The sequence below is a fragment of the Bacillus sp. H1a genome (assembly GCF_000633475.1).
GTDB lineage: Bacteria > Bacillota > Bacilli > Bacillales > Bacillaceae_G > Bacillus_A > Bacillus_A paramycoides.
This window is the reverse complement of sequence record NZ_AYMH01000022.1, coordinates 23,685-48,598: the sequence shown is the minus strand read 5'-3', so window position 1 is coordinate 48,598 and position 24,914 is coordinate 23,685. Positions and strand designations below refer to the sequence as shown.

The window sequence follows — 24,914 nt, the reverse complement described above, 5'->3', positions numbered from 1 at the left end:
TTCAGGGAGATAGTTCATTTTCCTCATCAAAAAAAGGTGTCAATCTTTCTTGATTGACACCTTTTTTGATGATCTAACATCTAACATACTTACGTTTGAAACCAAGTCTTCCTCTACCAAGTTCTTTTTGAATACTTTCGTGAGCGTTTAACAAACTGCTTTTTTTGTTGTCACGTTTTACTTCTACTATACCAACTTCTTTTGCTGTCTCGACTGCCTTTTCGTGTAGTGGCACATATGAAATTGCCACAGTGTTTAGAAAATTATTCATAGCGGATTTTGTTCGTTCTGGCGAATCATGAATTGTATTTTTCACAATTTCAAGCATAGCGGAAATTGTGCTTTCGGAAAATTCATTGTCTTTGCGATTCCCTAAAAGCCAGCAGTAACAGCTCCAGCCTGCTGACATTCTCAGCTCGTCCCCACTTGCAATCCATTTATTGGCAACGTCTTGTGCAATATCTGATTCTGATAAAGTTACTGCTACTACATAATCAGAAAGCATATAAAAATAAGCCTCATCTATCCAACGATTAAAATCCGACTCATTCATAGCTTTTGGATCTGCAATAATACCTGCAAAGTACATAGCATCGTAGTTGCCTGTGGCATAAAGTTCCTCAGCTAACTCTTGATTTAATTTTATTTTCTTAGCAATTGGTTTCATAGCACCTGTAGCTACGCCAAAAACCGGCTCGTGCGCGCCATTAGATATGTATATTTTTTTCGTTCTTTCCTTACCGAGGGATTCAAGCTCTTGCATAACTGTTTTGCAATCCATAGTTGTGTACTTCCTTCCTTAATGTAAAGACCATTTTAATTGTAATTATCTAATTTATATTTTTTATCAAGTCTTCCATACTTCTCAATTTTAATACTAATTGTATGTGAGTAGGATGTCTACTTTCTATAATTCCTCGACAATTCAGTTAGTGATTTTGAAAGTCTAGCTATTTATAATTGTGAGGATACAACATGAAAATAAACGGGGGGACAATACAAATGTATAGCTTTCCACATAGATTTTTGAAGTGCCGGAATGTAAAAAAATGTGTTATCTTTGGCTCTTTCTCCGTAGTATCATGTTATTCTTTAATAAGGTAATAAATGGAGTTTTACATTAAGTATGTGAGGTTGGTTATAAATGATAAAGAAATTTACTAGAGTAGTATTAACTGCGGTGATGCCAATCAGTCTTATTACGGGTTGTGGGAATGCTGAAAAAACTGAAGCACAAGAGCCGAAAGCGGTACAAACGGATAAAAAGGACTATATGGATTACTCATATGGTAGCGCGGGTATATTAGTAAGCGGCAAAGCGAAAGAACGTCAACAATACGAGATTGGGTATATTGACGATAACATGTTAATTGGAATTAATGAAAACATTGAGGACTGTATTACTTTGGACAATAAAGAAGAAGCAAGCTTCATTTGGAAACAACTAGAGCGCGGATCTATTATTGAAGTGCAATACGGTAAGGATCGTAATGATATCGTAGGCGTGCAATTCGTAGAAGATCGTGAGCCATACGAAATTAGTGACAAGCTAGATCGAAATACGATAAACGAGATTGTCGGAAAAGTTAAAGGGAATTTGTAATAAATGCATGTCGCTAGTAGAGCGAGGATATGATTTATTGAAAGTCGTAAATGTACCGCGAAATGGTCCAATGAAATGGCGAATCGCATACATAAAAATTGGGAATCAACGGCATTTTTAATATGAAAATGCCGTTGATTTATTTTAAAAAGTAAATACTATTTTATAGTCTTGTAGAAAAACAATTATTAAAAAACGCACAAATGAATTACTCTTCTTTTATTTATGATGATCGTCGTAAGGTCATTGCCCAAAATAATAGAGCACAAGCACTAACGGATGCACCTAATATACATACTCCGTTCCATCCGTAGCTTGCATAAATGTTTGTTGAAAGAATTGCACCTGTAGCACTACCGATAGAATAAAAAATCATGTAACTAGCAGTGAGGCGACTTCTTGCTTCAGGACGCACTGTGAAAAGTATACTTTGGTTCGTGACATGTACAGCTTGCACAGCTAAATCTAAAAGGATAACGCCGATAACTAGTATTAATAGAGAGTGGTTAATAGATTTAATTAGGAACCATGAAAGTAATAATAAAGTTAAAGCTATGCCAGTAGTTCGTTCCCCTAATCCACGATCAGCAAGTTGCCCGGCCTTAGTGGCAGCTAATGCACCAGCAACTCCAGCAAGACCAAATGCTCCGATAGCAGTATGTGATAGATTATATGGTGAAGCACTTAGAGGTAAAACTAATGAAGTCCATAAAATACTGAAGGAAGTAAAAATGAGCAATGCTAATATTCCACGAATACGTAAGATCCTTTCTTCTACAAATAATAAGAGAACGGAACGTAATAAATTACGATAGGTCATAGCTGTTTTTTTATGTTCAAGATTAGGCAAATTACGATACAACAAACCAATTACGAAGAGCATAAGTACAGCAGAGGTAAGATAAACGGAACGCCATCCAGCTAGATCTGTTAATGTTCCGGCAAATGTACGTGCAAGGAGAATTCCTATTACGACACCACTCGTAACGAAACCTACAATTCGCCCACGTTCTGTTGGGTTAGATAAAATGGATGCATGTGCGACGAGTGTCTGTGTAACAGTCGCAAGAATTCCGACTAAGGCCATACCTATAAAAAGTACGGTACTTGAAGGAGCGACTCCGACCACAATTAAAGCGATAACGGATAAAAGCATTTGAACAATAATGAGTCTCTTTGTGTTTAACAAATCACCAAGTGGAACTAATAAAAGTAATCCGAGTGCATAACAAACTTGAGTGATCGTAATAACGACACCGATAGTTGAATGGTTAATTTTAAACTCATTTGATAAAGAATCAAGTAGAGGATGAGCGAAGTATATATTCGCTACAGCCATCCCGCAAGCTATTGAAAATAATAGAGTTATATAGCGAGGCATGATTGTATTGATAGGTGATTGGAACTGATCATTATTCTGAGTAAGAGCAGTTGTCATTTTTCCTTTAGCATTCATAACATCATCTCCTTTTGTATTTTTAAAAATAACGTACCGAACGGTATGTTATTTCGTAAGTAAAATATAATCAGGGAGAAGTTAATATGTCAAGTGAATTGTAAAATGATTTCAGTTTCTTTTGACATATTATTTATAATTTAATACGATATATAATATACTGATTGGTACATAAAATGGTGATTTATAATTTAGAAAACAGTTGAAGAAAGAGGAGAGGTTAAATGGCTCGACTACGCGAATTTGATGAAGAAAAAGCTTTGGATGCTGCTATGCAACTTTTTTGGGAAAAAGGATACGCTGCTACTTCATTAAGTGATCTAACTGCTAAAATGGGAATACAAAAACCGAGTTTATATTCAGCCTTTGGTGATAAAGAGGGTTTGTTTGAAGCTGCATTACGGAGATACACGAATTTACACGCGACTAGTATTCGAACAAAACTTCAAAAAGAACAATCTGTAAAAGAGGCCATTCGTACATTTTTTGAAAATATGGTGGAAGAGGAATATAAAAAAGAATCAAATAAAGGCTGTTTTTGTATTAATACGATGGTGGAGCTTGCTCCTCATAATGAAAAATTTGAAGTGTTGACTAGAGAACATCAAATGTATCTTTCGGTTATATTTCAAGAACTAATCGCTAAAGGTATTCAGTCTGGAGAACTGCAAAGTGATGTGAATGCTAAAGCATTAGCACAAACGCTAGTCACTTCATTAATTGGATTAACAGTGTTAATGAAATCTCGTCCAGAACGTTCAGTTGTAGATAATTCGGTATCTATCTTATTATCGTTACTCAAATAAATGTACTAGAATTGTATTTCAATCGACTGTGTCAATTATAGACACTATTATCTATAAACTTTCAATTTTAAAGCACTGAATTGTCTACGAAGGCAATAAGTGCTTTTTGCTTTCGGGTAAAAATGAGCAGGTGAATAATAATGGTTGACTGCAATGTATGAAGATTGCTCGGGACATATGTAATTAGAAATCAGATAGGAGATTACATTTCAATCTAATCTAGAATTATTAGATGGGAATAACAACACTATATAAGCCCCTTCCAAGCCCCTCATAAGCACCTACCAAGTAATAAATCACTAAGAAAAAACAAAACAAAAACAACTACAAGAACAAAACAAGCGCGAAAAAAATAAAACCGTCGTCGTAGTAGTAAAAAAAATTGAATGCCAAAACCGTTTGCTCATCCCTATATTTATATTGAAGGATTGAAAATTTCCTATTTACTAATAAAGGGAGGAGGGAAACATATGGCGGTGTACCGTAATATGCAGGTGAAGTTTTGGCAAGATGAATTCATCTTAGATTTAACGCCAGAAGAGCGTTATTTTTACATATATTTGTTAACTGGTACGAAAACAAAGCAATGTGGCATTTACATATTACCGAAGCGTTTAGCAGAGTTAGAAACTGGTTACAGTATGGAGACTGTTGAGAAGCTATTAAACCGGTTTGTTGAATACGGGAAGATTTTATATAATGCGGAAACGAAAGAGTTATTCATTATAAATTGGCTACGCTATAATCCTATTTTAAATACGAACGTAGAGAAATGTGTATTACGTGAGCTGAAAACGGTGAAAAGTAAAGAATTCATACATATGTTTTTACGTAAATGTCTTGAAGAAGAATGCAAGATTCCGTTATTACTGCAGCATTTTGGTATGCCAAAAGAAGAGGTTAATAGTAGTTCACAAGCAGTTATTCAAGAGAAGGAAGATGTGGAAGAGGTAGAAAGAATAGAGGAGGCCACTTCACATAGTGAAGTTTACAAGTTTTACGAACAAAATATAAGTAGCATATCTCCATATATCGTGAAGGAATTAAAGGAATGGATACAAAGGATTTCAGGAGATACAGTACTAGAGGCACTTAAAATTGCGTTTGAAAATGATAAAAGAACGCTTGCTTATGTAAAGGGAATTTTGAGGAATTGGTATAGGGAAGGATGTGTAAAGTTCAGTGAAGTAAAGGATGTAGTGCGTAAGAGAGGATTATTCAGTTTGTATGATCCATAGCAGGAGCAAGTAAGGTTTCTTTCTTTTTCTTAAAGGTTCTTACGTAATAGAAGCGAATAGTTTGAGAGAGGAGGGGTTTTATGGAAATCGCCATAAAGAAGAAACGAAATAGGGGAAAAAGGATTTTTATTTGGTCTAGTAGTATCGTTCTTTTTTTGTTTATTTGCGCTGCGATTTTTGTGAACGTATATACGCTGAGATCTATGCCAAAGATAGATGGAACGATAAGCCTTGATGATTTACAACATGCTGTTGCGGTGAAACGAGATAGTAAAGGTGTACCTCATATTAAAGCGGAAAATGCACATGATTTATATTTTTCGCAAGGATATGTACAAGCGCAAGATCGTTTGTTTCAAATGGATTTAAGTAGAAGACAAGCTTCCGGGACGTTAAGTGAAGTTGTTGGTGAAGCGGCTGTTGATAGAGATAAGTTATTTCGAACGCTTGGTTTACGGCGTGCAGCAGAAGCTTCTGTAAGTCAATATGATGGGGAAGCGAAATACGCTTTACAGTCATTTGCTGATGGGGTGAATGCCTTTATACGTGAGGCGAAAGAGGAAAAGAAATTGCCAGTTGAGTTTACTCTATTAGGTTATGAACCTGCTGAATGGTCAATCGTTGATTCTTTAACGATTGGAAAGTATATGGCCTTTGATTTAGGAGGGCATTGGCACGGGCAAGCATTTCGATATTGGGCGTTGAAAAATCTTCCGAAAGAGCAAGCAAATGAGCTATTTCCTACATATCCGAAAGATGCACCTAGATTACTAGCTGAACTAAAAAATACAAATGTGAATGTAGCGCAAAGTTTTTCAAAGACGGTTATTCCGCCAGAGTTTAATGGGAGTAATAACTGGGTTGTGAGTGGTGAGAAGAGCGCTTCCGGTAAGCCGATTTTAGCGGATGATCCGCATCTTTCTCTCGCAACACCGTCCATTTGGTATCAAACAGAGTTAGAAATGAAAGATGTAAATGTGAGTGGAGTTATTTTCGCAGGTGTTCCTGGTGTTATGCTAGGGCATAATAAGGAAATTGCATGGGGCGTTACGAATACAGGACCAGATGTACAAGATTTATATATTGAAAAGCGAAATCCTAATAATGAAAATGAATTTTTGTATAACGATAAGTGGGAAAAGGCTACTGTTGTTGATGAATCTATTAAAGTGAAGGACGGAAAAACAATTCCTTATAACGTTACAATTACGAGGCATGGTCCAGTTATTTCGGAATTTGCGGATAAGGGGAAGGAGAAGACGAAAACAGTATTCGCTCTGAAATGGACTGCTTTAGAACCTTCAGCTGAATTAAAGGCAGTTTTAAATATGAATAAAGCAAAAAACTGGAATGAGTTTGAAGCTGCCCTTCAAGATTTTCACACACCGACTCAAAACTTTTTGTTTGCATCAAACGATGGAACAATTGCGTATAAAGCGAATGGAAATATACCAATTCGGAAAAAAGGTGATGGTAGTCTACCTGTACCTGGATGGACAGATGAATATGAATGGGAAGGGTATATCCCGTTTGACCAGCTTCCGAAAGTAATCAATCCAAAACAAGGGTTTATTTCGACTGCGAACAATAAAATTGTTGATGATAATTACCCGTACCATATTAGTAATACGTGGGCACAGCCATATCGGCAAATGCGTATTCAAGAATTTTTGCAAGAGAAGGATAAGTATACGGTGAAAGATTTAGAAGAATTACAGATGGATCAAAAAAATTTATACGGGAAAGAGTTTGCACCTATATTTTTAAAGGAGTTAAATAAAACAGCTTTAACTGAAGTAGAGAAAGAAGGGGTGAAAGAGTTAACGAAGTGGAATTTTTACGATAGTAAAGATGAAGCAGCCCCATTAATTTTTCATTTGTTAATGAAAGAGATTTCTAATACGTTATTTTCAAAAGAAATACCGAAAGATGTGATGGAGTTATTTGAAGGGAAACAACAAGTTGTCGATGAATTAATTCGTAAGCAAGTAAACGGTGAAAATAGCGCTTGGTTTACGAAGTACGGAGGCTTCACAGAAGTTGTGCATACATCGTACGCAAATGTAATGAAGAAATTACAGAAGGAGTATGGAGCGAATGTAGCGGAGTGGAAGTGGGGCGATTACCATCAACTGGCTTTTACACATCCAGTTTCGAGATCATCTAGCATATTAGCATTACTAGCATTTAATCGTGAGAAACCAGTTCCGATTGGAGGAAGTCAAGTTACGGTTCAAGCAGCGAGTTACGGAGAGAACGGTATTGTATATCATGGGGCTTCTTGGAGATTCGTCATTGATACGACAGATATGTCAAATGGTTATCATATAGTGGGGCCGGGACAATCAGGACATTTTAGAAGTGATTGGTATCATGATCAAATAGATGACTGGGTGAATGGAGAGTATCATACGACTACACTTAATACAGATGGGATTGAAGGAAAAGTGTTAAATTTAGTCCCTAAATAATGTGTGGATATTTTGAGTCGGAATGGTTTGTAAAGGAGCGGGAGAACCGCTCTTTTTTTGAATTGTTTTTCTTATGGAATATATGTGTAATTTTGTATAAAATGATCAAGAAAGCCAAAAATTATAGGGGGGAACTTGTGAAGGAAAGTAAGAGTTTAATAAGTATTTTAGGAGTGTTAATTATGTTGTTTTCTTTTTGTTTTCAAGGAAATGTACAGGCAGATGTAAATACTGTTCAATCCGGAAAAATAAAATCAGGAAACGTAACAGTATGGGAAGTAGGAAATGTAGCGAAAGTGTTAGCAGATGTGGAGCGCTTAAATTTAAATACTGTGAATGTACCTATTCAAGTTGATATTCCGAATGTGAATTCTGCTAATATGGTAATCAATCAGGCGCAAAAGAAACAAGCTATTATTTTAATTCAAGAATTATTAAAGCGTAATATACAAGTTATAGTGGAACCGTTCCCGTATATTCAGCAAGGAAATATTGGAGAAACGGAGTGGAACCCGAGTAATATTAACGATTTCTTCTGGAATTGGAAAACGGTTGTTTTACAAGATATTTTTAATTCAATTACAAGTAAATACAATATTTACGGGTTAAAGATCGCTTCTAATTTCGTCAATATGGAATACGCAGAAGGGTACTGGAATGATACAATCGATTTTGTTCGCCAGCAGTATAAAGGAAATGTTTTGTATCAGATGAACTGGTGGTTAACTGCAAGTTGGGATCCATCTTATGAAGCGAAGTTTATCGGAAAAATCAATCGTCCGTATTTAAAAAAGGTGGACATTGTAAGTATTGATAGTTGGTTTGAAGTTTCAGGAAAAAGAAATCCATCATACGAAGAAGTGAAACAAAGTTTATTTGCGACGACAGTATATAATCGTGGCCAAAACGTCGTTCAGCAACTTGAACAATTACATAAAACAACAGGAAAGCCAGTTTATTTTGGTGGATTTAACGTTCCGGCACGTGAACTTGGACTGCAAAATCCGTGGAATCCAGATGTTACGAATGTATTTTCAAAAGATGTACAACTTAACGGATGGCGTGCTTACCGAGAGGTATTAGAACCGAAGCCATATTTTAAAGGTTTTTCAATTTGGTTTATTGGCTCTAATGACAGTAGTCATTCTTATCAAATACATAGTAAAGAAGCAGATGCAGTTATTAACGGTTGGTATAGAAAATAATTTTTAAAAAATAGGCAAGATTTTAAGTCTACTACATATATTTTTAGTGAAAGGCCTTTCACCATCTTATCACCTAGGGGGCAATCATAATGAAATTTTTGTCTTACCTTACAGTTATATTGGTGATTCTTGGCGGTTTGAATTGGTTATTTGTGGCGTTAGATTATAACGTAGTTGAGAAATGGTTTGGTTCTATGCCGGCGCTTGTGGATACCATTTATTGGCTCTTTGGTCTTTCAGCTATTTATCAAATTTTTGATCGGTTCTTTATGAACGAGTAGCTATTATACTTTTATTACTAGAGTGTTAAGTACGATTATGTACTTAACACTTTTTTGTATGTTTATAAAAAATGCAATGTAACTGCAAGCGATTCCATTGCGTCTTACGCCGTAATAATGGAAAACAAATTGACCGTATATTGTATATGGGTTATAATTCAGAAAGTTTAAAAATTAATAAAAATTAGAAATAGGGAGGTTATCCGGGTGATGGAGAGAGTCTATAATTTTTCAGCAGGACCATCTATACTCCCTTTGCCAGTTTTAGAGAAGGTGCAAAAGGAGCTTGTAAATTATAACGGGACAGGCATGTCTATTATGGAAATGAGTCATCGATCTTCTTATTTTCAAAGTATTATTGATGAAGCGAGTAGTTTGCTTCGTGAATTAATGAACATACCTGATGATTATGAAGTTTTATTTTTACAAGGTGGTGCGTCATTACAGTTCTCTATGATACCGTTAAATTTAATGAGTACGTATAAAAGAGCTGGGTATGTACTGACAGGCTCATGGTCTAAAAAGGCACTGCAAGAGGCAGAGAAAGTAGGGGAAGTGCAAATAATTGCTTCTTCTGAAAAAGAGAAGTTTTCAGCCATTCCTACAATGGATGTTTTAAATAATGATTTAGAACTAGATTATGTACATATTACAACGAATAATACAATTGAAGGGACAAAGTATGTGGAGCTACCGCATGTAGAAATGATTCCGCTCGTTGCGGATATGTCCTCAAATATTTTATCAGAACAATATGATGTTACGAAGTTTGGCCTCATATATGCGGGTGCGCAAAAGAATTTAGGGCCAGCTGGTTTAACGATTGCAATTATAAAAAGAGACTTGATTGGCCGTGCAAATAGCTCTTGTCCTACGATGTTAAACTATGAAACTTACAGTAAAAATAACTCCTTATATAATACGCCGCCATCCTTTAGTATTTACGTAACGAAACTTGTACTAGAGTGGTTGAAAGAACAAGGCGGGGTATCTGCGATTGAAGAACAAAATAGAAAGAAAGCGTCACTTCTTTATAGTTTTTTAGATGAATCCCAATTATTCACTTCACCTGTTGATCCTATGTATCGATCACTTATGAATATTCCATTTACAACACCGTCAGAAGAGCTTAATGAACAGTTTTTACAAAGAGCAAAAGGTCAGGGGCTTGTTACGTTGAAAGGCCACCGATCAGTCGGAGGTATGCGCGCTAGTATTTACAATGCAATGCCAATTGAAGGTGTACAAAAATTAGTAGATTATATGAAGGAATTTGAGCTTGAGAATAGATAGGGAGATGGGGATATGTTTCGTGTTCAAACGTTAAATCAAATTGCGGAAAAGGGTTTGCAAATTTTTGATGGAAATCGCTATGAAATAGGAGATGAAGTAGCGCACCCAGATGGTATGTTACTTCGCAGTTATTCTTTACATCAAGAGGAGTTTTCAGAAGATTTAAAGGCGATTGCAAGAGCTGGTGCAGGTGTAAATAATATTCCTGTAGAGCGTTGTACGGAAAAGGGAATTGTAGTGTTTAACACGCCAGGAGCTAATGCGAATGCAGTAAAGGAACTTATTATCGCAAGTCTTATTATGTCTTCACGTAATATTATAAACGGAGTGAGCTGGACGAAAGGATTAGACGGGGAAGAAGTACCACAACTTGTTGAAGCTGGGAAAAAACAATTCGTTGGATCAGAGATTGCAGGGAAACGTTTAGGGGTTATCGGCCTTGGTGCAATTGGTGCCCTCGTTGCAAATGATGCGTTATCTTTAGGTATGGACGTTGTTGGATTTGATCCATATATATCAGTTGAAACAGCATGGCGCCTTTCTACGCAGGTGCAGAGAGCATTTAGCTTAGATGAAATTTTTGCAACATGTGATTATATTACATTACATATTCCTCTTACGAATCAAACGAAGGGGATTATTGGTGAACACGCTATAGAAACAATGAAAAAAGGGATGCGTTTATTCAATTTCTCAAGAGGAGAACTAGTTGATGAAACAGCTCTTCGAAAAGCGCTAGATGAAGAGATTATTAAACAATACGTAACGGATTTTCCAAATGAAAATGTTATAAAGATGAAAAATGTAATAGCGACTCCTCATCTTGGTGCATCTACGTCTGAGTCTGAAGAAAATTGTGCGGTAATGGCTGCACGCCAATTACGTGAATATTTAGAGACAGGTAATATTCGTAATTCAGTAAATTATCCAAACGTAGAACTTCCGTACATTGGAAAGAAAAGAATTACGATTATGCATGAAAATGTTCCGAACATGGTAGGACAAATTACAGGGTGCTTAGCAGAACATCATATTAATATTGCTGATATGATTAATCGTAGTAAGCATTCATGGGCATACACAATGATTGATATTGATAATGGAATTGATGATATAATAAAAGAAAACATTGTTGAGAATATAAGAAAAATTACAGGTGTTGTAGCCGTTCGAATGATTGTGTAAAGGAGAGATAAACTTGGCAAAAATCCGACCGTTTCGGGCCATCCGTCCAGTAGAAGAAAAAGCAGTGCAAGTTGCAGCTTTACCTTACGATGTATTAAATAGTGAAGAAGCGAGAGAAGTTGTAAAGGGAAATCCATATTCTTTCTTACACATTGATAAAGCAGAAATTGATTTAAACCCGGAGATTTCACCGTATGATAGTAGTGTATATGAAAAAGCGAGCGAGAATTTACAACGCTTTATACGAGAAGAAGTATTCATTCAAGATGAGGAGCCAGCACTGTATATTTATCAACTTACGATGCAAGGTAGAACACAGTCTGGGCTTGTTGTTTGTACATCAATTGATGAGTATGAGGATGATACAATTAAAAAACATGAGCGAACACGCCATGAAAAAGAACAAGATCGTATTCGCCACGTAGATGTGTGTGACGCAAATACGGGTCCTATTTTCTTAACGTATCGTATAAAAGAAGAAGTGACGCAATTTATTGCAAGTTGGAAAGAGGAACATGCACCAATTTATAAATTTACGGCAGAAGACGGAGTCGAGCATGTAGCATGGAAGATTGTAGATGAAGATGCGATTGCGAAATTAGTAGTAGCATTTGAAGAGATTCCTAATCTTTATATTGCGGATGGGCATCATCGCTCAGCATCAGCGGCAAAAGTTGGGCTAATGCGAAGAGAACAATATCCGAATTATACAGGAGAAGAGGAATTTAATTTCTTCCTATCTGTTTTATTCCCTCATGATGAACTATCTATTTGGGATTATAATCGTGTTGTGAAAGATTTAAATGGCTTATCAGTAGAACAATTTTTAAAGCAAATTGCGCAATATTTTTATGTGGAAGAAGCAACTGTTTCTCCATATAAACCAAATGAGCCAAAATCATTTGGAATGTATGTAAACGAGAAATGGTATAAGCTTACTGTGAAAGAGGAAACATTTGATGCGAATGATCTTGTTAGACGTTTAGATGTATCTATTTTACAAGATCATTTATTAAGTCAAGTACTTGAAATACATGATCCACGCTCGGATTCACGCATTGATTTCGTCGGTGGAATACGCGGGTTAGAAGAACTAGAGCGTCTCGTGAATAGCGGTGATTATACAGTAGCATTCGCATTATATCCGACATCAATGGAAGATTTATTAGCGATTGCAGATGCCGGAGAAGTTATGCCGCCGAAATCAACGTGGTTTGAACCGAAACTTCGCAGTGGGTTGTTTATTCATTCGTTAAAGTAAATATAGAAAAATAGACCTCTGTAGTTTTTAAAACCCGAAATGATTTTGAATTTCGGGTTTTCTTATTTACCAAATGAAACATTATTTTAGTTAACTGTGTATTCGAGAATATTTTTGAGGAGGAAGATTGATGGCATTACAAGTAGGCGAAAAAATAACCTTTGAGAGAACTTTTACAAAAGAAGATGTTGTCTTATTTACGGAGGTATCTAAGGATGAGGGAATTCATCATGTTACACCAGATGAACAAGGGCGATTTGTTGTACAAGGTCTTTTAACATCAACACTGCCTACAAAAGTTGGTGGTGATTATAATGTATTGGCTCGTAAAATGGATTTTGAATTTTTACGTCCTGTTTTTAGCGGTGATACGATTCGTTGTGACGTAATGATTGAACAATTTGAACCAGATGAAAAAAATCGTACAAAAATTACTGCGGCGTTTACGTGTATGAACCAAATTGAAAAAGAAGTGTTAAAGGGAAGTTTTTCAGGAATAATTCTTTAATCATTAGGCTGAGGGATCAAAGGAGGTATTTGGAAGACGCTAAAGTTAAATACATTGGAACCGCTAAAACATCTAAGTAATCTGAAGTATCTCTTTTTATCAAATATTAATGCGAAAGATGAATCATTAGAGCCTGTTTCTCAATTAACAGAGCTTCAACAATTAGTAATTTCTAATCAGTTTCCCACAGAAGAATACGCAATGTGAATATTTCCAGCCATTTATTCATTTGTCAAGTCCAATTGATGATAAAGATATAATGGTTATAGGGAAGCGTAAACAGTTTTTAAATTCAAAAGTTGATATGAAAAGACTGAAAAAATATGAAGAACAGTTTAAATTGCTACAAGATAAGTATAGAGATTTATAAGACCGATGAAACCTTATGCCCCTTTCTAATTAACAAGGGGCATATTTTTATCTACATAAATTATATATACGCAACGTAAAGATACGATTAATATTCATTCTTTTAATATTGATAATACGAAAAGATTGTTGCTTTTGAAACAATTATTTATAAATAATATATTTTCTGATAAAATCGTAATATGAGGTATTTTCGTTATTATAGTGTCACAGGGGAGAAGGTAATATATGGGGAATAAAAAAGGAGAAACCAAGAAAATAAAAAAGGATTTTAACCCAAAAGATGCAGCTATAGTATTCGCTTCTTTTACATTTATTTGCGTGGCTGTCATTTTTACTCTTATGTTTTATGATGTACTCACAATTCGAAATTTCCTATTATTTGATAAACCGATTAGAATGATAATGAGTATCTGTATTACTTCGTGTGCTCTACTTTTGTTTGGTGTAATTTTAACACGTTATATTCCTTCGAAATACATTGATGATACAAACAAGAGCTATCAAAATTATTCACTGTTAAGTATGTTTGTTTTTATGTTTTTAGGAGCGTTATTTGAAGAACTTTTGTTTAGAGGAATTATTCAAAATGTACTTTACATATTTATAGAGAATCAATGGATTGCAATTATTACAACTACTTTATTTTTCTTAGGGTTTCATGTCCAATACTTCAAAAAGCCTATAATGTTAATAAATATAAGCGTTCCGAGTTTGACTTTTGGTTGGATATATTTTGAAACAAACAATATTTTAGTACCATTTGTTGTTCATTTTCTAATGAATTTAGGAATAACACTCTTATTTAAATATAATTTAATAAAGGTTAAAAACTAACTTAGTTTACTGATATTTCGACCTCAATCGACTTTTGGTTGAGGTCTTTTTAATGTGCTTTTCAACATGTTAACGGTTGTACCATTTAATTTCTAACACGCTGAATTCTTTATACACATCTTCCTGCATACAAAAACGTCTCCTTATACCGCGTGATATCAATCGTTATACAGTTTAGTCAAAAAAACAACCTTCTTTTTCTTGCAAAAAGTCCAATTCTTTCTTAATGTAAGAATGTAGAAGGATGAACAAGAGAGGGTTTAATGAAGATGATACATATTTTATTAGCTGATGATGACAAACATATTAGAGAGTTATTACATTACCATGTACAAAAAGAGGGGTTTAAAGTTTTTGAGGCTGAAGATGGAAAGGTAGCACAGTCCATATTAGAGAAAGAAAATATTCACCTTGCGATAGTGGATATTATGATGCCGTTTATTGATGGCTATACGTTATGCGAAGAAATTCGAAAGTATCATGATATACCTGTTATTTTATTAACTGCAAAAGATCAGTTAGTTGATAAAGAAAAAGGATTCATTTCTGGTACTGACGATTATATTGTAAAACCATTTGAGCCAGCTGAAGTAATTTTCCGTATGAAAGCTTTATTGCGTCGTTATCAAATGCTTAGTGCCGACATTATTACATTGCACGGAACGACAATTGATCGAAAAGGATTTGAAGTGAAGTGTAACGGTCAGACGATTTTGCTTCCATTAAAGGAATTCGAATTATTATCGCAGCTTGCTAGTTATCCTGGAAGAACATTTTCGAGAGAAGAATTAATTGAGTTAGTGTGGGGAATGGACTTTGAAGGGGATGAACGGACAGTTGACGTTCATGTGAAACGACTTAGAGATCGTTTCTCAAAACGAACAGATGATTTTCAAATTAAAACAGTACGTGGACTCGGTTATAAGTTGGAGTTGAAATAAGATGAAATCACTGTATTCTAGATTTGTTTTTATGACAGTTGGCATTATGCTACTTAGTAGTATAATTGGCTTTTTATTAACGAATGTATATTATCAAGTGAAGTTAAAGCCTTATAATAGTGAAAAGATTTTAAAGTATGCTGAAGAAGTCAAATCATTATATGAAAAGCAAAGTGAAGAAAATAAAGAGGCATACTTACAATCTATTGCGAAATTAGGATATGAAATTTATATTGTAGATGATCAAAAGAATGGAAAGCGTATTGGGAATGCGTTTCGTAAGATAACTATTAGTGATGATACAGTTCATAAAGTATTGCAAGGTGAAACATTTAATGGCGTTTCCACATATCCAACCCGCTTGTTTATTACAGGGTTTTTCGATAATGAATTAATTAATAGTGTAGGTGTCCCATTAAAACATGGTGATAAACAGTATGCTTTATTCATCCGCCCTGACATTCAGCAACAATTTGGTGAGATGAGAATTTTTCTAGCGGTACTACTCGGTTTTATCGTTGTATTAAGTATCATTTTTATAGCGATTGCAGCAGGTTATATCGTTCGTCCAATTCGAACATTTACGAAAGCTACCAAAAAGATTGCAAGTGGTGAATATGATATCGAATTAGATGAAAATCGAAAAGATGAAATTGGTACGCTAGCAACTAACTTTCAAAAGATGACGAAAAGTATAAAAGAATTAGACCAAATGAGACAAGAGTTCGTTTCTAACGTTTCTCATGAATTCCAATCGCCACTTTCTTCGATACAAGGTTTTTCGAAAACGTTACAATCGGAGAATATGAGTGAAGATGAAAGAAAACGTTACTTGAAAATTATTGAGGGCGAAAGTAAGCGAATGTCTAGTCTTTGTAAACAATTGCTGACGCTAGCTTCTTTAGATAAAGAAGAAAAGGTTCTACAAATAAAAGAATTCCATCTACAAAAGCAAATTAAAGACGTCATTTTTATGCTCGAATGGAAGTGGCGTGAGAAAGATATAGCCGTTGAATTTGACGTGCCGGACATCGTCATAAAAGGCGATGAAAACTTACTTCATCAAGTATGGAGCAATATTTTTACGAATAGCATTAAGTTTTCAAACGATGGCGGGACCGTTGAATTTGTTGTAGAAGAATTAGAATCTAGCGTAATGATCTCTATATCAGATAACGGAATCGGTATGGAAAAAGAAGAAATGGACCGTATATTTGATCGTTTTTATAAAGTAGATACAGCAAGGGCAAGAAACGTAGAAGGTAGCGGATTAGGATTATCCATCGTACAGAAAATCGTTGAACTGCATAATGGAAAGGTTTCGGTATATAGTACGAAGGGGGAAGGGACGACTGTTCGGGTTGAGCTTCCTAAATAAATGAAAAGAAAGAGGCTGTTTTTGGAACTGCCTCTTCTTTTTGTTGTTAATTTTTTTCGATTGGTCGATATATTTGAAAAATCACCGATATATTGTCACTTACGTGTAAAGTGACAAAAAGTTGTTTGAAAAATGCGAGTCATTCTATTCCATAATTGAGCCAGTTTGTGGGAATAAGACTAGCAGGAAGTTTATTTGAAAATGTAGAATCCCTACAGAGTTATAAGGATTTTATTGAAACTTTAACTATTTAGGGAGGAGATTACTTTGAAGCGAATTGACTTGTTGTTAAACGTTCTAGATTCAACATTCGATAAAGAGAGTTGGTATGCACCGTTTAAACATGCTATAGAAGGACTTACAGCCGAACAGGCTATCTGGAAACCATCTGGAGAGGGAACGAAAACCATTTGGGAGAACGTTAATCATCTCATTTATTACAAAGAGAGACTTGCTGCAAACTTGGAAGGCCGTGAATGGACACATAATCTCGATGGTGATGAAACCTTTTATCTTACCAATCAATCTAATGGTGATAAGGAATGGAAGAAAGTCGTTGAACGTTCTGAAAATGCTCAACGTAATTTAAGACAGGTATTGAGTGCAATTTCCGAAAAAGAGCTTGAACAAAATTCACTTGAGGGTAAATTACTGGACATCATGCTTCATGATGCTTATCATACAGGCCAAATTATTCAATTAAGGAAAATGCAGGGGTCTTGGCCATCAAATCGTTAACTGAACGTTTTAGTTATTCCATTAAAGGGTGCTATTGTTGAATAAAACTTAGATTTTTAAACGACGTTATTGCTATATTTCTAGTGAAGTACCTTACATCCAAAATTAAATAACTATATTTTTAACCCCGTCCCAAATTTAGAACGGGGTTATGCTTGTTTGAGCTTTTAAAATAAAATAATTTTACTATCTCGACACATTACTGCTTAGATAATATTGTCTTTCCGCTATAAAGCCGCACCTCTCCCACGTTCTTCCTTAAACCGAACCCCAAAAGTATCCGCCGTAATTTCATTAGCTTTCGGTAATGAACGTAATTTCGGATGAAGTAGCCATACGAGAGAAATAAATAAAATCCCGATGCTAGCGAGTGCGAAAATGAGTTGGCTACTAAATATATTTGCGGTGTATCCACCAATTAAAGAACCAAATGGCATAGCGATTGTACCCATACTTCGCATGACTGAATTGATGCGTCCAATATATTGATTTGGAATTACAATTTGACTAATTGTCGCAAATAATATGTTGGTGGCACCAATTGGAATCCAAGCTAGGCCGAATAAGAAAATAGACAGCCATTGAAACGGTACGATTGTAGAGAGAAACCAAAAAACAGCGCCAGTCGCAAAGCTAATAATGGAGACACGGCCAACATTACGTTTGCCGACCCATGAACTGAATAATGCACCGATGAGACTACCTGCTGATATAGCAGCTAAGAAGAAGCCATATGATTTCACGCCTCCTAAAGAATCAGCGAAAGAAGGGAGTATTGCCATCGTCATACCGATAGAAAAATTGGCAACAACTGAACCGATTAGGAATACTCTCATTAAAGAACGAAAGACGATTGAAAAGCCTTCTTTTAATTCAGAGAAATATTGTTTAGGTGAAAGTGATGTGCTGGCTTCAGTTTGTTTCGGCATTTTTAATGAAATAAATAAAAGGGCAGTAATCGCGAATGTAAAGGAGTCGATTACATATAAAGTAATTGCGCCAAGTAGTGCTACTAATATTCCAGAAAGAGTTGTACAAATTAAATCAATTCCTTGATAAGCAAATGAGAAGAGTGAATTTCCTTTTAATAATTGTGTTTTATTCAGTAGAAGTGGTAAAGCTTTCGATTGTGCGGGATAGGCGAATTGTTCGATAAAGGATACGATGGGCATAATGATGAGTAGTAATTGAACTGTTAGTAGATCGAAGTAGTGTGTAATAGGAATGATTAATATAAGGATGCATTGCAAAACTTGTGTGATTACGAGGGTGTTTTTTATTGACCATCTATCAACGAATGGACCGGTAAGAAATTGTAATGCAGAAGGTAATAACGTAAGGAAACCAGCCAATCCAGAATAAAAAGGATTGCCACTCAGTTTATATACGAGCCACATCGCGGCTACATAATACAAGCTATCTCCTATGTTTGTAAAAATTCTCCCTAAAAATAGTAAGAGGAAATTCCGGTTCTTTAATACGTCCACTTTATCTACTCCTTTATAATAAATTTATTCGGTAAAATAAATTTGACCGTTAGTGTAAAAAAAATCGTATTACGATTTTTCTTCTTTTTTAACAAATCGCTGCATTGCTCGTTCGTCGATTTGTAGTGCAGTAGTAGAAATGTAATAAGATTTACTATTTGGATCTTTATCCACGTCTTTTGCGATCTCGTTTAATTCAGCCATCAATTCATAAAACTTTTTCACCCACACTTGAAATTGTTCTGGCGTGGCATCAAACTCCCAGCAGGATGAAACGTAATTCCACTCAGCTGGATCTTCGCTTACTTTTCGTAATGTAAAAGCTTCTTCTGGTGCAGCGAGAATATGGCTTTTCGTTCTTTCTGTCATTTGTAAAAAGATTTGGCGACCTGATTCGCTTAATATTTCTAAATGAGGTAATAGGTCCGCGGCAGGGGTGAAGCCTCTAGCGACAGATTGATAAAACTTTTGAACGATGCCATTCTTTTCTTCTGTATAAACAATCTCTATAAAACCATTCTTTTCTAATTCTTTTAAATGATAATGAATTTTCGCCCTTGGAATGCCGAATTTCTCAGATAGTAGTTGTCCTGTATAAGGACGTTCGCATAGACGCATCATCATTTCGACACGTAGTGGATCGCTTATTGCTTTTAGTTGGCTATAAGTAGTTAGTGTTAACATGGGCTTCAAAATGATCAACTCCTCAAATTAAATTACTCGGTCAATATTATTTGACTGAATTGTATCAAGGATTCCATTTGTTTTCAATACTTTCTGAAAATTTAATTTTCACTCTGTAATCTTCTGTTCATATTCCGTTCATATTTCTTTTTTATTATAAGTGCATAGAAAGAAAGAGGAAGGAGCGAGCGAAATGTTTTTAGCTCTGCGTGAATTAAAACAATCAAAATTAAGATACGGATTAATCGGACTTATTATGGTGTTATTATCATTTTTAGTCCTTGTAATTTCAGGATTAGCAAATGGGTTGTCGTATGATAATGCATCGTCAATTCAAAGTATGGATGCGAATAAGTTTGTATTAGCAGATGATGCGGAAAATAAATTACTTCGTTCACAAATTAAGAAAGAAGATGTAGATAACGTAGTAAATCAAGCAGGCGAGAAAGAGGCAGTTCCGTTTCGCGTGAAAGTTTCAACTTATGAAAAGAAAGATAGCTCGAAAAAAGTTGATGTCGCTATTTTCTCAAGTGAACGTGATTCATTTTTAGAACCGAAAATTGTAAAAGGTGAGAAATTAGGTACAGCAAATAACGAAATGGTTGCTGACGAATCAATTAAAGAAAAAGGAGTCGATATTGGGGATACAATTATCGATCCTGTTTCAAAGAAAGAATTTAAAATCGTTGGATTTACGAAAGATCAAATGTTTAGCCATACACCAGTCGTTTATGTAAATGAAGATGTATGGGGAAATATCGCACAACCAAACCAAAAAGATTATAGTGCAATTGCGCTTAATACAGATAAAGAAATTAAAAATGCACATGTTATCGACAAAAAAGAAGTATTACAAAGCATTCCAGGATTTAAAGAAGAGCAAGGAACATTAACGATGATCATTGCATTCTTACTTGTTATCGCTGCGTTACTAATCGGTGTATTCTTCTACGTAATTACACTACAAAAAACACAGCAATTAGGTGTATTAAAAGCAATCGGTACGAAAAATTCTTATTTAGCAAATAGCTTAGTCGTGCAGGCGTTATTCTTATCAGTTGTTGCGATGGTAATCAGTATTGTTCTTGTACAAGGATTAGAAACAATTTTACCAGCGGGTATGCCGTTCTTATTAACAACACCGATGATTGCACAATATGCAGCAATCTTTATCGTAATTAGTATTTTAGGAACACTTATTTCGTTATATCAAGTATTAAAAGTTGATGCATTAGAAGCAATTGGAGGCGGGATGTAATGACTTCATTATTAAAATTAGACAAAGTAAGTAAAGTATACGGAGAAGGGAATACTGAAGTAACAGCCCTTCATCCGATGTCGCTTGATGTGAAAGCTGGAGAGTTTATCGGAATCGTTGGTCCTTCTGGATCAGGAAAAAGTACATTATTATCAATCGCGGGTGCATTACTATCACCTTCAAAAGGGGATATTTACATTCGTGAGCAAAATATTACGAAGTTATCAGAAAAGGAAATGACAGACATTCGTTTGAAAAAAATCGGCTTCATTTTCCAGTTCGCAAATCTTGTTCCATATTTAAATGTAAAAGAACAACTGCTTTACATTGCAAAACTAAAAAAAGAAAACAAAAAAGAATCTGAAAAACGTGCGGATCACTTACTAGCGGCATTTGGATTAGCGGAAAGAAAAAATCATTATCCAAATCAACTATCTGGTGGAGAAAAACAAAGGGTAGCAATCGCTCGTGCTTTCATGAACAACCCAGATTTAATATTAGCTGATGAACCAACTGCAAGCTTAGACTCAAAACGCGCACGTGAAGTCGTTGAAATGATGAAACGTGAAGTGAAAGAAAGTCAAAAAGCAGCAATTATGATTACGCATGATGAAAGAATGCTTGATGTATGTGATCGTATATTGACGCTTAGAGATGGACAGTTAATATAAAAGTTAATACAAAGAAAAAATGACAACCGTACATATATGCGCGGTTGTCATTTTCATAGATTATTTTAAAATAGTTATAATTGCTTTATTTTGAGAAAAACATTTTAATTTTATTGCGTGTTAATAATAAAAGTCCACCAATGATGGATAACATTCCTAGTGGCACGTTACTTGATTGTTCACTACCAGCTTTAGGAAGTTCTCTAGCGTTATTGTTTGCATTTGTAGTACCAGTATTTGTCTCTGTTTGTTTCGATTGTGATACTTCATTAATTTTTTTATCTACATTTTGCTTCGTTGCATGTAACTCAGCTAATTTGTCGTCAATTTTTTTCTCAGTATGTTTAAAATCGTTTATTTTAATATCTAAGTCTTGTTTTTTCTTTGTTAAATCATCTGAAACAGTTTGTTTCGCTTGTTTAATTTCGTTCAATTTATTTATTAAGTTCTGTCTAGCCTCTTGTAACTCAGCTAGTTTATTTTTTACATCTTGTTTAGCTAGTTCTAAGTTAGATGAAAGACTATCTAAATTTTGTTTGATTTTCTTAAGTTCCTCTAACGTGTTACCGGTATTTGGCTTATTTTCTTTTAGCTCAGCAAGTTTCTCCTCAGCAGTTTGTTTCGCTTTCTTTAACTCAGCTAATTTTTCATCTACCTGTTTTTTTACTTCCTTAAGTTCATTAACCTTCTGATCGATGTTCTCTTTATGCTGCTTAATTTCATTCACTTTTTCATCGACTGTTTGTTTATGATCTTTAAGTTCATTAACCTTTTCATCGATATTTTGCTTATGCTCTTTAATTTCAGCAACTTTGTCATCTACTTGTTTTTTATGCTCTTTAATTTCAGCGATTTTCTCATCGGCGATTTGTTTGTCTTGCTGAAGTTTTGCATCTAACTCTTGTTTATGTTGTTTAATTTCGCCGATTTTTTCCTCAGCAACTTGTTTATGCTGCTTAATTTCGTTTACTTTTTCATCAGCATTTTTCTTAACTTGGTTAAGTTCATTTAACGTTTGATCCACATTTTCTTTGTGTTGCTGAAGTTTTGCATCTAATTCTTCTCTATGTTGCTTAATTTCAGCTAATCGATCTCCAGTACTTTGCTGAGCAGTAGTATCATTTACTTCCGCATGAGCTGAGTTAGAGCCAGCAATCATTGCTAAAGCTAGTGTAGACGCAGCAATCGTTTGTTTTGTCTTCATATTTTTGTACCTCTTTTCTTTCATATGCGTGAGCTATTTTGTGTAAACTTGAGCATATAGAAGTAGATTATTTTATCATTATATACCATGTGCGACGCCAAGAGGAAGTATTTGCATAATAATCTATGATTATCTAATTTTTTAAATCTATTATTTTGAGGCAGGGGACAAATCTTCAGCAAGATGAACAATTTCTTCTATAGTAGAGTTTACATCCTTACTATTGCGAATAACAAACAAATAATCGGCTTCATTTTCAACAGGATCTACTACATCCTCATGCAGTGATTCATCCTGTTGACGATTAAGCACTTCTTTGAAACTGGAATAGTTACCTCTAAAAATATTTGTATTTCGTTTGCTTCGATTCACTCTTTCATAAAGTACATCATCTGGAATAGCAAAATGAATTAATATGCGCACATATTCTTCTTTCCTAAACAATTCATTCAGCAAATACATTCTTCCATTTCGGCTTCTATTTGAGTTGCAAATAATAAGGTGTAAATTTGTATACTCTTTTGCATAATCAGCAATGAATTTTGAAAGACCATGCTTCAATGTATTCGGTCCTTCTATTGGCTGCAATTTTTCATAATATGTGTTAATAAATTCAGCTTGGTTGTCTTGATCCATAACGAAAGAGTTAGGTAACTCTTTTTCTAGTTCTCTTGCAAATGTAGTTTTCCCGCTGTGTGTTTTTCCTACTGTAATAATGACTAATCTTTTCATAATGGCCTCCATTTATATTGTTATAAACAGGAATATTCTGTGTAGGATGTAATCTTCCTGCTAGAGAATATGCAAATTGTTGGAGTGGTGGCGGGCTGAAAAGTTGACAAAAAAACTTATTTATGCTATAATTTACCAATATAAAAATAAGGTGTATAATAGGGTTCTCCTGGCCAGGGGAACCCTATTTTTGTTGTGAAAATGAAGGAGTGTATGTGTGTGAAAAAAGGTGAAGCAAGTATAACGTCGTTAGTATCAGCTTTCGGAAGGGCGTATCATAGTGAGTTTGATACCCCTAAAATTTTTGATGATTATGTAGCTAAAGATTTAATTTCAAAAAAAGAACGTAATGATATTGAAATGAACATGGTTCAAGGGATACATTTTTTCAACAAAGACATTGCAGAGCGGTTTCGAGACAATCCGAAAGAAATATTAAAATGGATTACACAAGTTCAGTTGTCACCAACACCTTTGGCACGTGCGGCATATTGTGAAAGAGTATTGTTACATGAAGTTACACTAGGAGCAAAACAATACGTCATACTTGGTGCAGGGCTGGACACTTTCAGTTTCAGACACCGAGAATTAGAAAACAGTATTGAGATATTTGAAGTGGATCATCCTTCTACGCAGGAGTTTAAGAAGCAAAGAGTGAAAGAAGCAGAACTTGAAGTTCCAAATAATCTTCATTTTGTTTCGATGGATTTCACTAAGGGCTTCTCTAAGCAAGAATTAGTAAATGAAGGATTTGAAAATAAGAAGACTTTCTTTAGTCTTTTAGGTGTTGCTTATTACTTAACGAAAGAGGAACTTTCTAGTTTAATAGACTGTTTATTTGCGATGGTTCCAGCAGGGAGTTCTATCGTTTTCGATTACCCTGATGAAAACTTATTTACGGAAAAAGGGTTGTCCAATCGAGTTGAAAACATGGTGAAAATGGCAGGGGTAGGCGGAGAGCCGATGAAATCATGTTTTTCTTACGGAGAAATGGAAGCACTGTTAGAGAAATCGGGCTTACTCATTTATGAGCACTTATCACCAGAGGACATTAATAAATTATATTTTGAGGGACGAAACGATTATTTAGAAGCTTTTGAGACGGTGCATTATGTTCATGCGGTGAAGAGGTAGAAAACTAAGTAGGCATGGAGAGAAATCTCTATGTCTCTTTTTGATTGATGAGAAATTGGTTTCTGTTTGTCGTTTATTGTCGATAAATCGATATATTAAGAAAAACGTTGATATATTTCGAGTTACGAACGATATATTGAGAAAATCGTTGATATATTTCAAGCTACGAACGAT

23 protein-coding genes and 1 pseudogene are annotated in these 24,914 nt (G+C 35.0%); 18 read left to right on the top strand and 6 right to left on the bottom strand.

Going from position 1 to position 24,914, the window contains the following annotated elements:
* Nucleotides 1–73 precede the first annotated feature (73 nt).
* Nucleotides 74–781, bottom strand: a complete 708-nt coding sequence (locus U860_RS0111410) for a DNA alkylation repair protein (RefSeq protein WP_025148635.1) — start codon at nucleotides 779–781, stop codon at nucleotides 74–76.
* 363 nt (nucleotides 782–1,144) lie between these two features.
* Between U860_RS0111410 and U860_RS0111405 the strand changes: the two genes are divergently transcribed.
* Nucleotides 1,145–1,603, top strand: a complete 459-nt coding sequence (locus U860_RS0111405; protein WP_025148634.1) for a hypothetical protein — start codon at nucleotides 1,145–1,147, stop codon at nucleotides 1,601–1,603.
* A 223-nt stretch (nucleotides 1,604–1,826) separates the two neighbouring features.
* Here U860_RS0111405 and U860_RS0111400 read toward each other — a convergent pair whose 3' ends face one another.
* Nucleotides 1,827–3,059 carry an MFS transporter gene (locus U860_RS0111400; protein ID WP_025148633.1) on the bottom strand — a complete coding sequence of 411 codons (1,233 nt, stop codon included), beginning with the start codon at nucleotides 3,057–3,059 and terminating at the stop codon, nucleotides 1,827–1,829.
* 224 nt (nucleotides 3,060–3,283) lie between these two features.
* Between U860_RS0111400 and U860_RS0111395 the strand changes: the two genes are divergently transcribed.
* From U860_RS0111395 to U860_RS0111330, 14 genes and pseudogenes are all read left to right on the top strand, one after another.
* A complete protein-coding gene (locus tag U860_RS0111395) occupies nucleotides 3,284–3,865 on the top strand; it encodes a TetR/AcrR family transcriptional regulator (protein ID WP_025148632.1) in 582 nt (193 codons plus the stop codon).
* Between the two features lie 386 nt (nucleotides 3,866–4,251).
* Entirely contained in the window at nucleotides 4,252–5,103 is an 852-nt protein-coding gene (locus U860_RS0111390; protein ID WP_115610310.1) for a DnaD domain protein, read from the top strand.
* Nucleotides 5,104–5,183: 80 nt separating this feature from the next.
* A complete protein-coding gene (locus U860_RS0111385; protein ID WP_025148630.1) occupies nucleotides 5,184–7,574 on the top strand; it encodes a penicillin acylase family protein in 2,391 nt (796 codons plus the stop codon).
* A 137-nt stretch (nucleotides 7,575–7,711) separates the two neighbouring features.
* Complete coding sequence (locus tag U860_RS0111380; protein ID WP_025148629.1) at nucleotides 7,712–8,779, top strand: hypothetical protein; 1,068 nt, start codon at nucleotides 7,712–7,714, stop codon at nucleotides 8,777–8,779.
* An 89-nt stretch (nucleotides 8,780–8,868) separates the two neighbouring features.
* Nucleotides 8,869–9,060 carry a DUF378 domain-containing protein gene (locus U860_RS0111375; RefSeq protein WP_002172636.1) on the top strand — a complete coding sequence of 64 codons (192 nt, stop codon included), beginning with the start codon at nucleotides 8,869–8,871 and terminating at the stop codon, nucleotides 9,058–9,060.
* A gap of 210 nt (nucleotides 9,061–9,270) precedes the next feature.
* Complete coding sequence (gene serC / locus U860_RS0111370) at nucleotides 9,271–10,353, top strand: 3-phosphoserine/phosphohydroxythreonine transaminase (protein ID WP_025148628.1); 1,083 nt, start codon at nucleotides 9,271–9,273, stop codon at nucleotides 10,351–10,353.
* Nucleotides 10,354–10,365: 12 nt separating this feature from the next.
* A complete protein-coding gene (locus tag U860_RS0111365; RefSeq protein ID WP_025148627.1) occupies nucleotides 10,366–11,538 on the top strand; it encodes a phosphoglycerate dehydrogenase in 1,173 nt (390 codons plus the stop codon).
* Between the two features lie 13 nt (nucleotides 11,539–11,551).
* Entirely contained in the window at nucleotides 11,552–12,799 is a 1,248-nt protein-coding gene (locus tag U860_RS0111360; RefSeq protein WP_025148626.1) for a DUF1015 family protein, read from the top strand.
* 130 nt (nucleotides 12,800–12,929) lie between these two features.
* Entirely contained in the window at nucleotides 12,930–13,307 is a 378-nt protein-coding gene (locus U860_RS0111355) for an enoyl-CoA hydratase (RefSeq protein ID WP_002172632.1), read from the top strand.
* A gap of 15 nt (nucleotides 13,308–13,322) precedes the next feature.
* Nucleotides 13,323–13,677, top strand: a pseudogene (locus U860_RS36345) (leucine-rich repeat domain-containing protein); the annotation flags it as partial.
* Nucleotides 13,678–13,904: 227 nt separating this feature from the next.
* Nucleotides 13,905–14,513, top strand: coding sequence for a CPBP family intramembrane glutamic endopeptidase (locus U860_RS0111345; RefSeq protein ID WP_025148625.1), 609 nt, complete (start codon nucleotides 13,905–13,907; stop codon nucleotides 14,511–14,513).
* Between the two features lie 263 nt (nucleotides 14,514–14,776).
* Nucleotides 14,777–15,454, top strand: a complete 678-nt coding sequence (locus U860_RS0111340; RefSeq protein ID WP_025148624.1) for a response regulator transcription factor — start codon at nucleotides 14,777–14,779, stop codon at nucleotides 15,452–15,454.
* Nucleotide 15,455: 1 nt separating this feature from the next.
* The gene (locus U860_RS0111335) at nucleotides 15,456–16,832 is read left to right on the top strand and encodes a HAMP domain-containing sensor histidine kinase (protein ID WP_002172628.1); all 1,377 of its coding nucleotides are present in this window, start codon (nucleotides 15,456–15,458) and stop codon (nucleotides 16,830–16,832) included.
* Nucleotides 16,833–17,099: 267 nt separating this feature from the next.
* Nucleotides 17,100–17,570: a DinB family protein gene (locus U860_RS0111330; protein WP_025148623.1), complete on the top strand. Its 471-nt coding sequence runs from the start codon at nucleotides 17,100–17,102 to the stop codon at nucleotides 17,568–17,570.
* A 227-nt stretch (nucleotides 17,571–17,797) separates the two neighbouring features.
* Here the strand turns inward: U860_RS0111330 and U860_RS0111325 are convergent, their stop codons facing one another.
* Together U860_RS0111325 and U860_RS0111320 are read right to left on the bottom strand one after the other, a co-directional pair.
* Nucleotides 17,798–19,057 carry an MFS transporter gene (locus tag U860_RS0111325; protein WP_025148622.1) on the bottom strand — a complete coding sequence of 420 codons (1,260 nt, stop codon included), beginning with the start codon at nucleotides 19,055–19,057 and terminating at the stop codon, nucleotides 17,798–17,800.
* 69 nt (nucleotides 19,058–19,126) lie between these two features.
* Nucleotides 19,127–19,750 carry a winged helix-turn-helix domain-containing protein gene (locus U860_RS0111320; protein WP_025148621.1) on the bottom strand — a complete coding sequence of 208 codons (624 nt, stop codon included), beginning with the start codon at nucleotides 19,748–19,750 and terminating at the stop codon, nucleotides 19,127–19,129.
* 184 nt (nucleotides 19,751–19,934) lie between these two features.
* On the opposite strand from U860_RS0111320, the gene U860_RS0111315 reads away from it, so the two are divergent.
* The gene (locus tag U860_RS0111315) at nucleotides 19,935–20,999 is read left to right on the top strand and encodes an ABC transporter permease (protein WP_025148620.1); all 1,065 of its coding nucleotides are present in this window, start codon (nucleotides 19,935–19,937) and stop codon (nucleotides 20,997–20,999) included.
* Nucleotides 20,999–21,670 carry an ABC transporter ATP-binding protein gene (locus U860_RS0111310; RefSeq protein ID WP_025148619.1) on the top strand — a complete coding sequence of 224 codons (672 nt, stop codon included), beginning with the start codon at nucleotides 20,999–21,001 and terminating at the stop codon, nucleotides 21,668–21,670. The genes U860_RS0111315 and U860_RS0111310 overlap by 1 nt, the downstream gene beginning before the upstream one ends.
* An 85-nt stretch (nucleotides 21,671–21,755) precedes the next feature.
* Here the strand turns inward: U860_RS0111310 and U860_RS0111305 are convergent, their stop codons facing one another.
* Together U860_RS0111305 and U860_RS0111300 are read right to left on the bottom strand one after the other, a co-directional pair.
* Nucleotides 21,756–22,874 carry an LPXTG cell wall anchor domain-containing protein gene (locus U860_RS0111305; protein ID WP_025148618.1) on the bottom strand — a complete coding sequence of 373 codons (1,119 nt, stop codon included), beginning with the start codon at nucleotides 22,872–22,874 and terminating at the stop codon, nucleotides 21,756–21,758.
* Between the two features lie 150 nt (nucleotides 22,875–23,024).
* On the bottom strand, nucleotides 23,025–23,606 hold the full coding sequence (locus U860_RS0111300; protein WP_025148617.1) for an ATP-binding protein: 582 nt from the start codon (nucleotides 23,604–23,606) through the stop codon (nucleotides 23,025–23,027).
* A 213-nt stretch (nucleotides 23,607–23,819) separates the two neighbouring features.
* Here U860_RS0111300 and U860_RS0111295 point away from each other — a divergent pair, with 213 nt between their 5' ends.
* On the top strand, nucleotides 23,820–24,740 hold the full coding sequence (locus U860_RS0111295) for a class I SAM-dependent methyltransferase (protein ID WP_081806686.1): 921 nt from the start codon (nucleotides 23,820–23,822) through the stop codon (nucleotides 24,738–24,740).
* The last annotated feature ends 174 nt before the right edge of the window (nucleotides 24,741–24,914 follow it).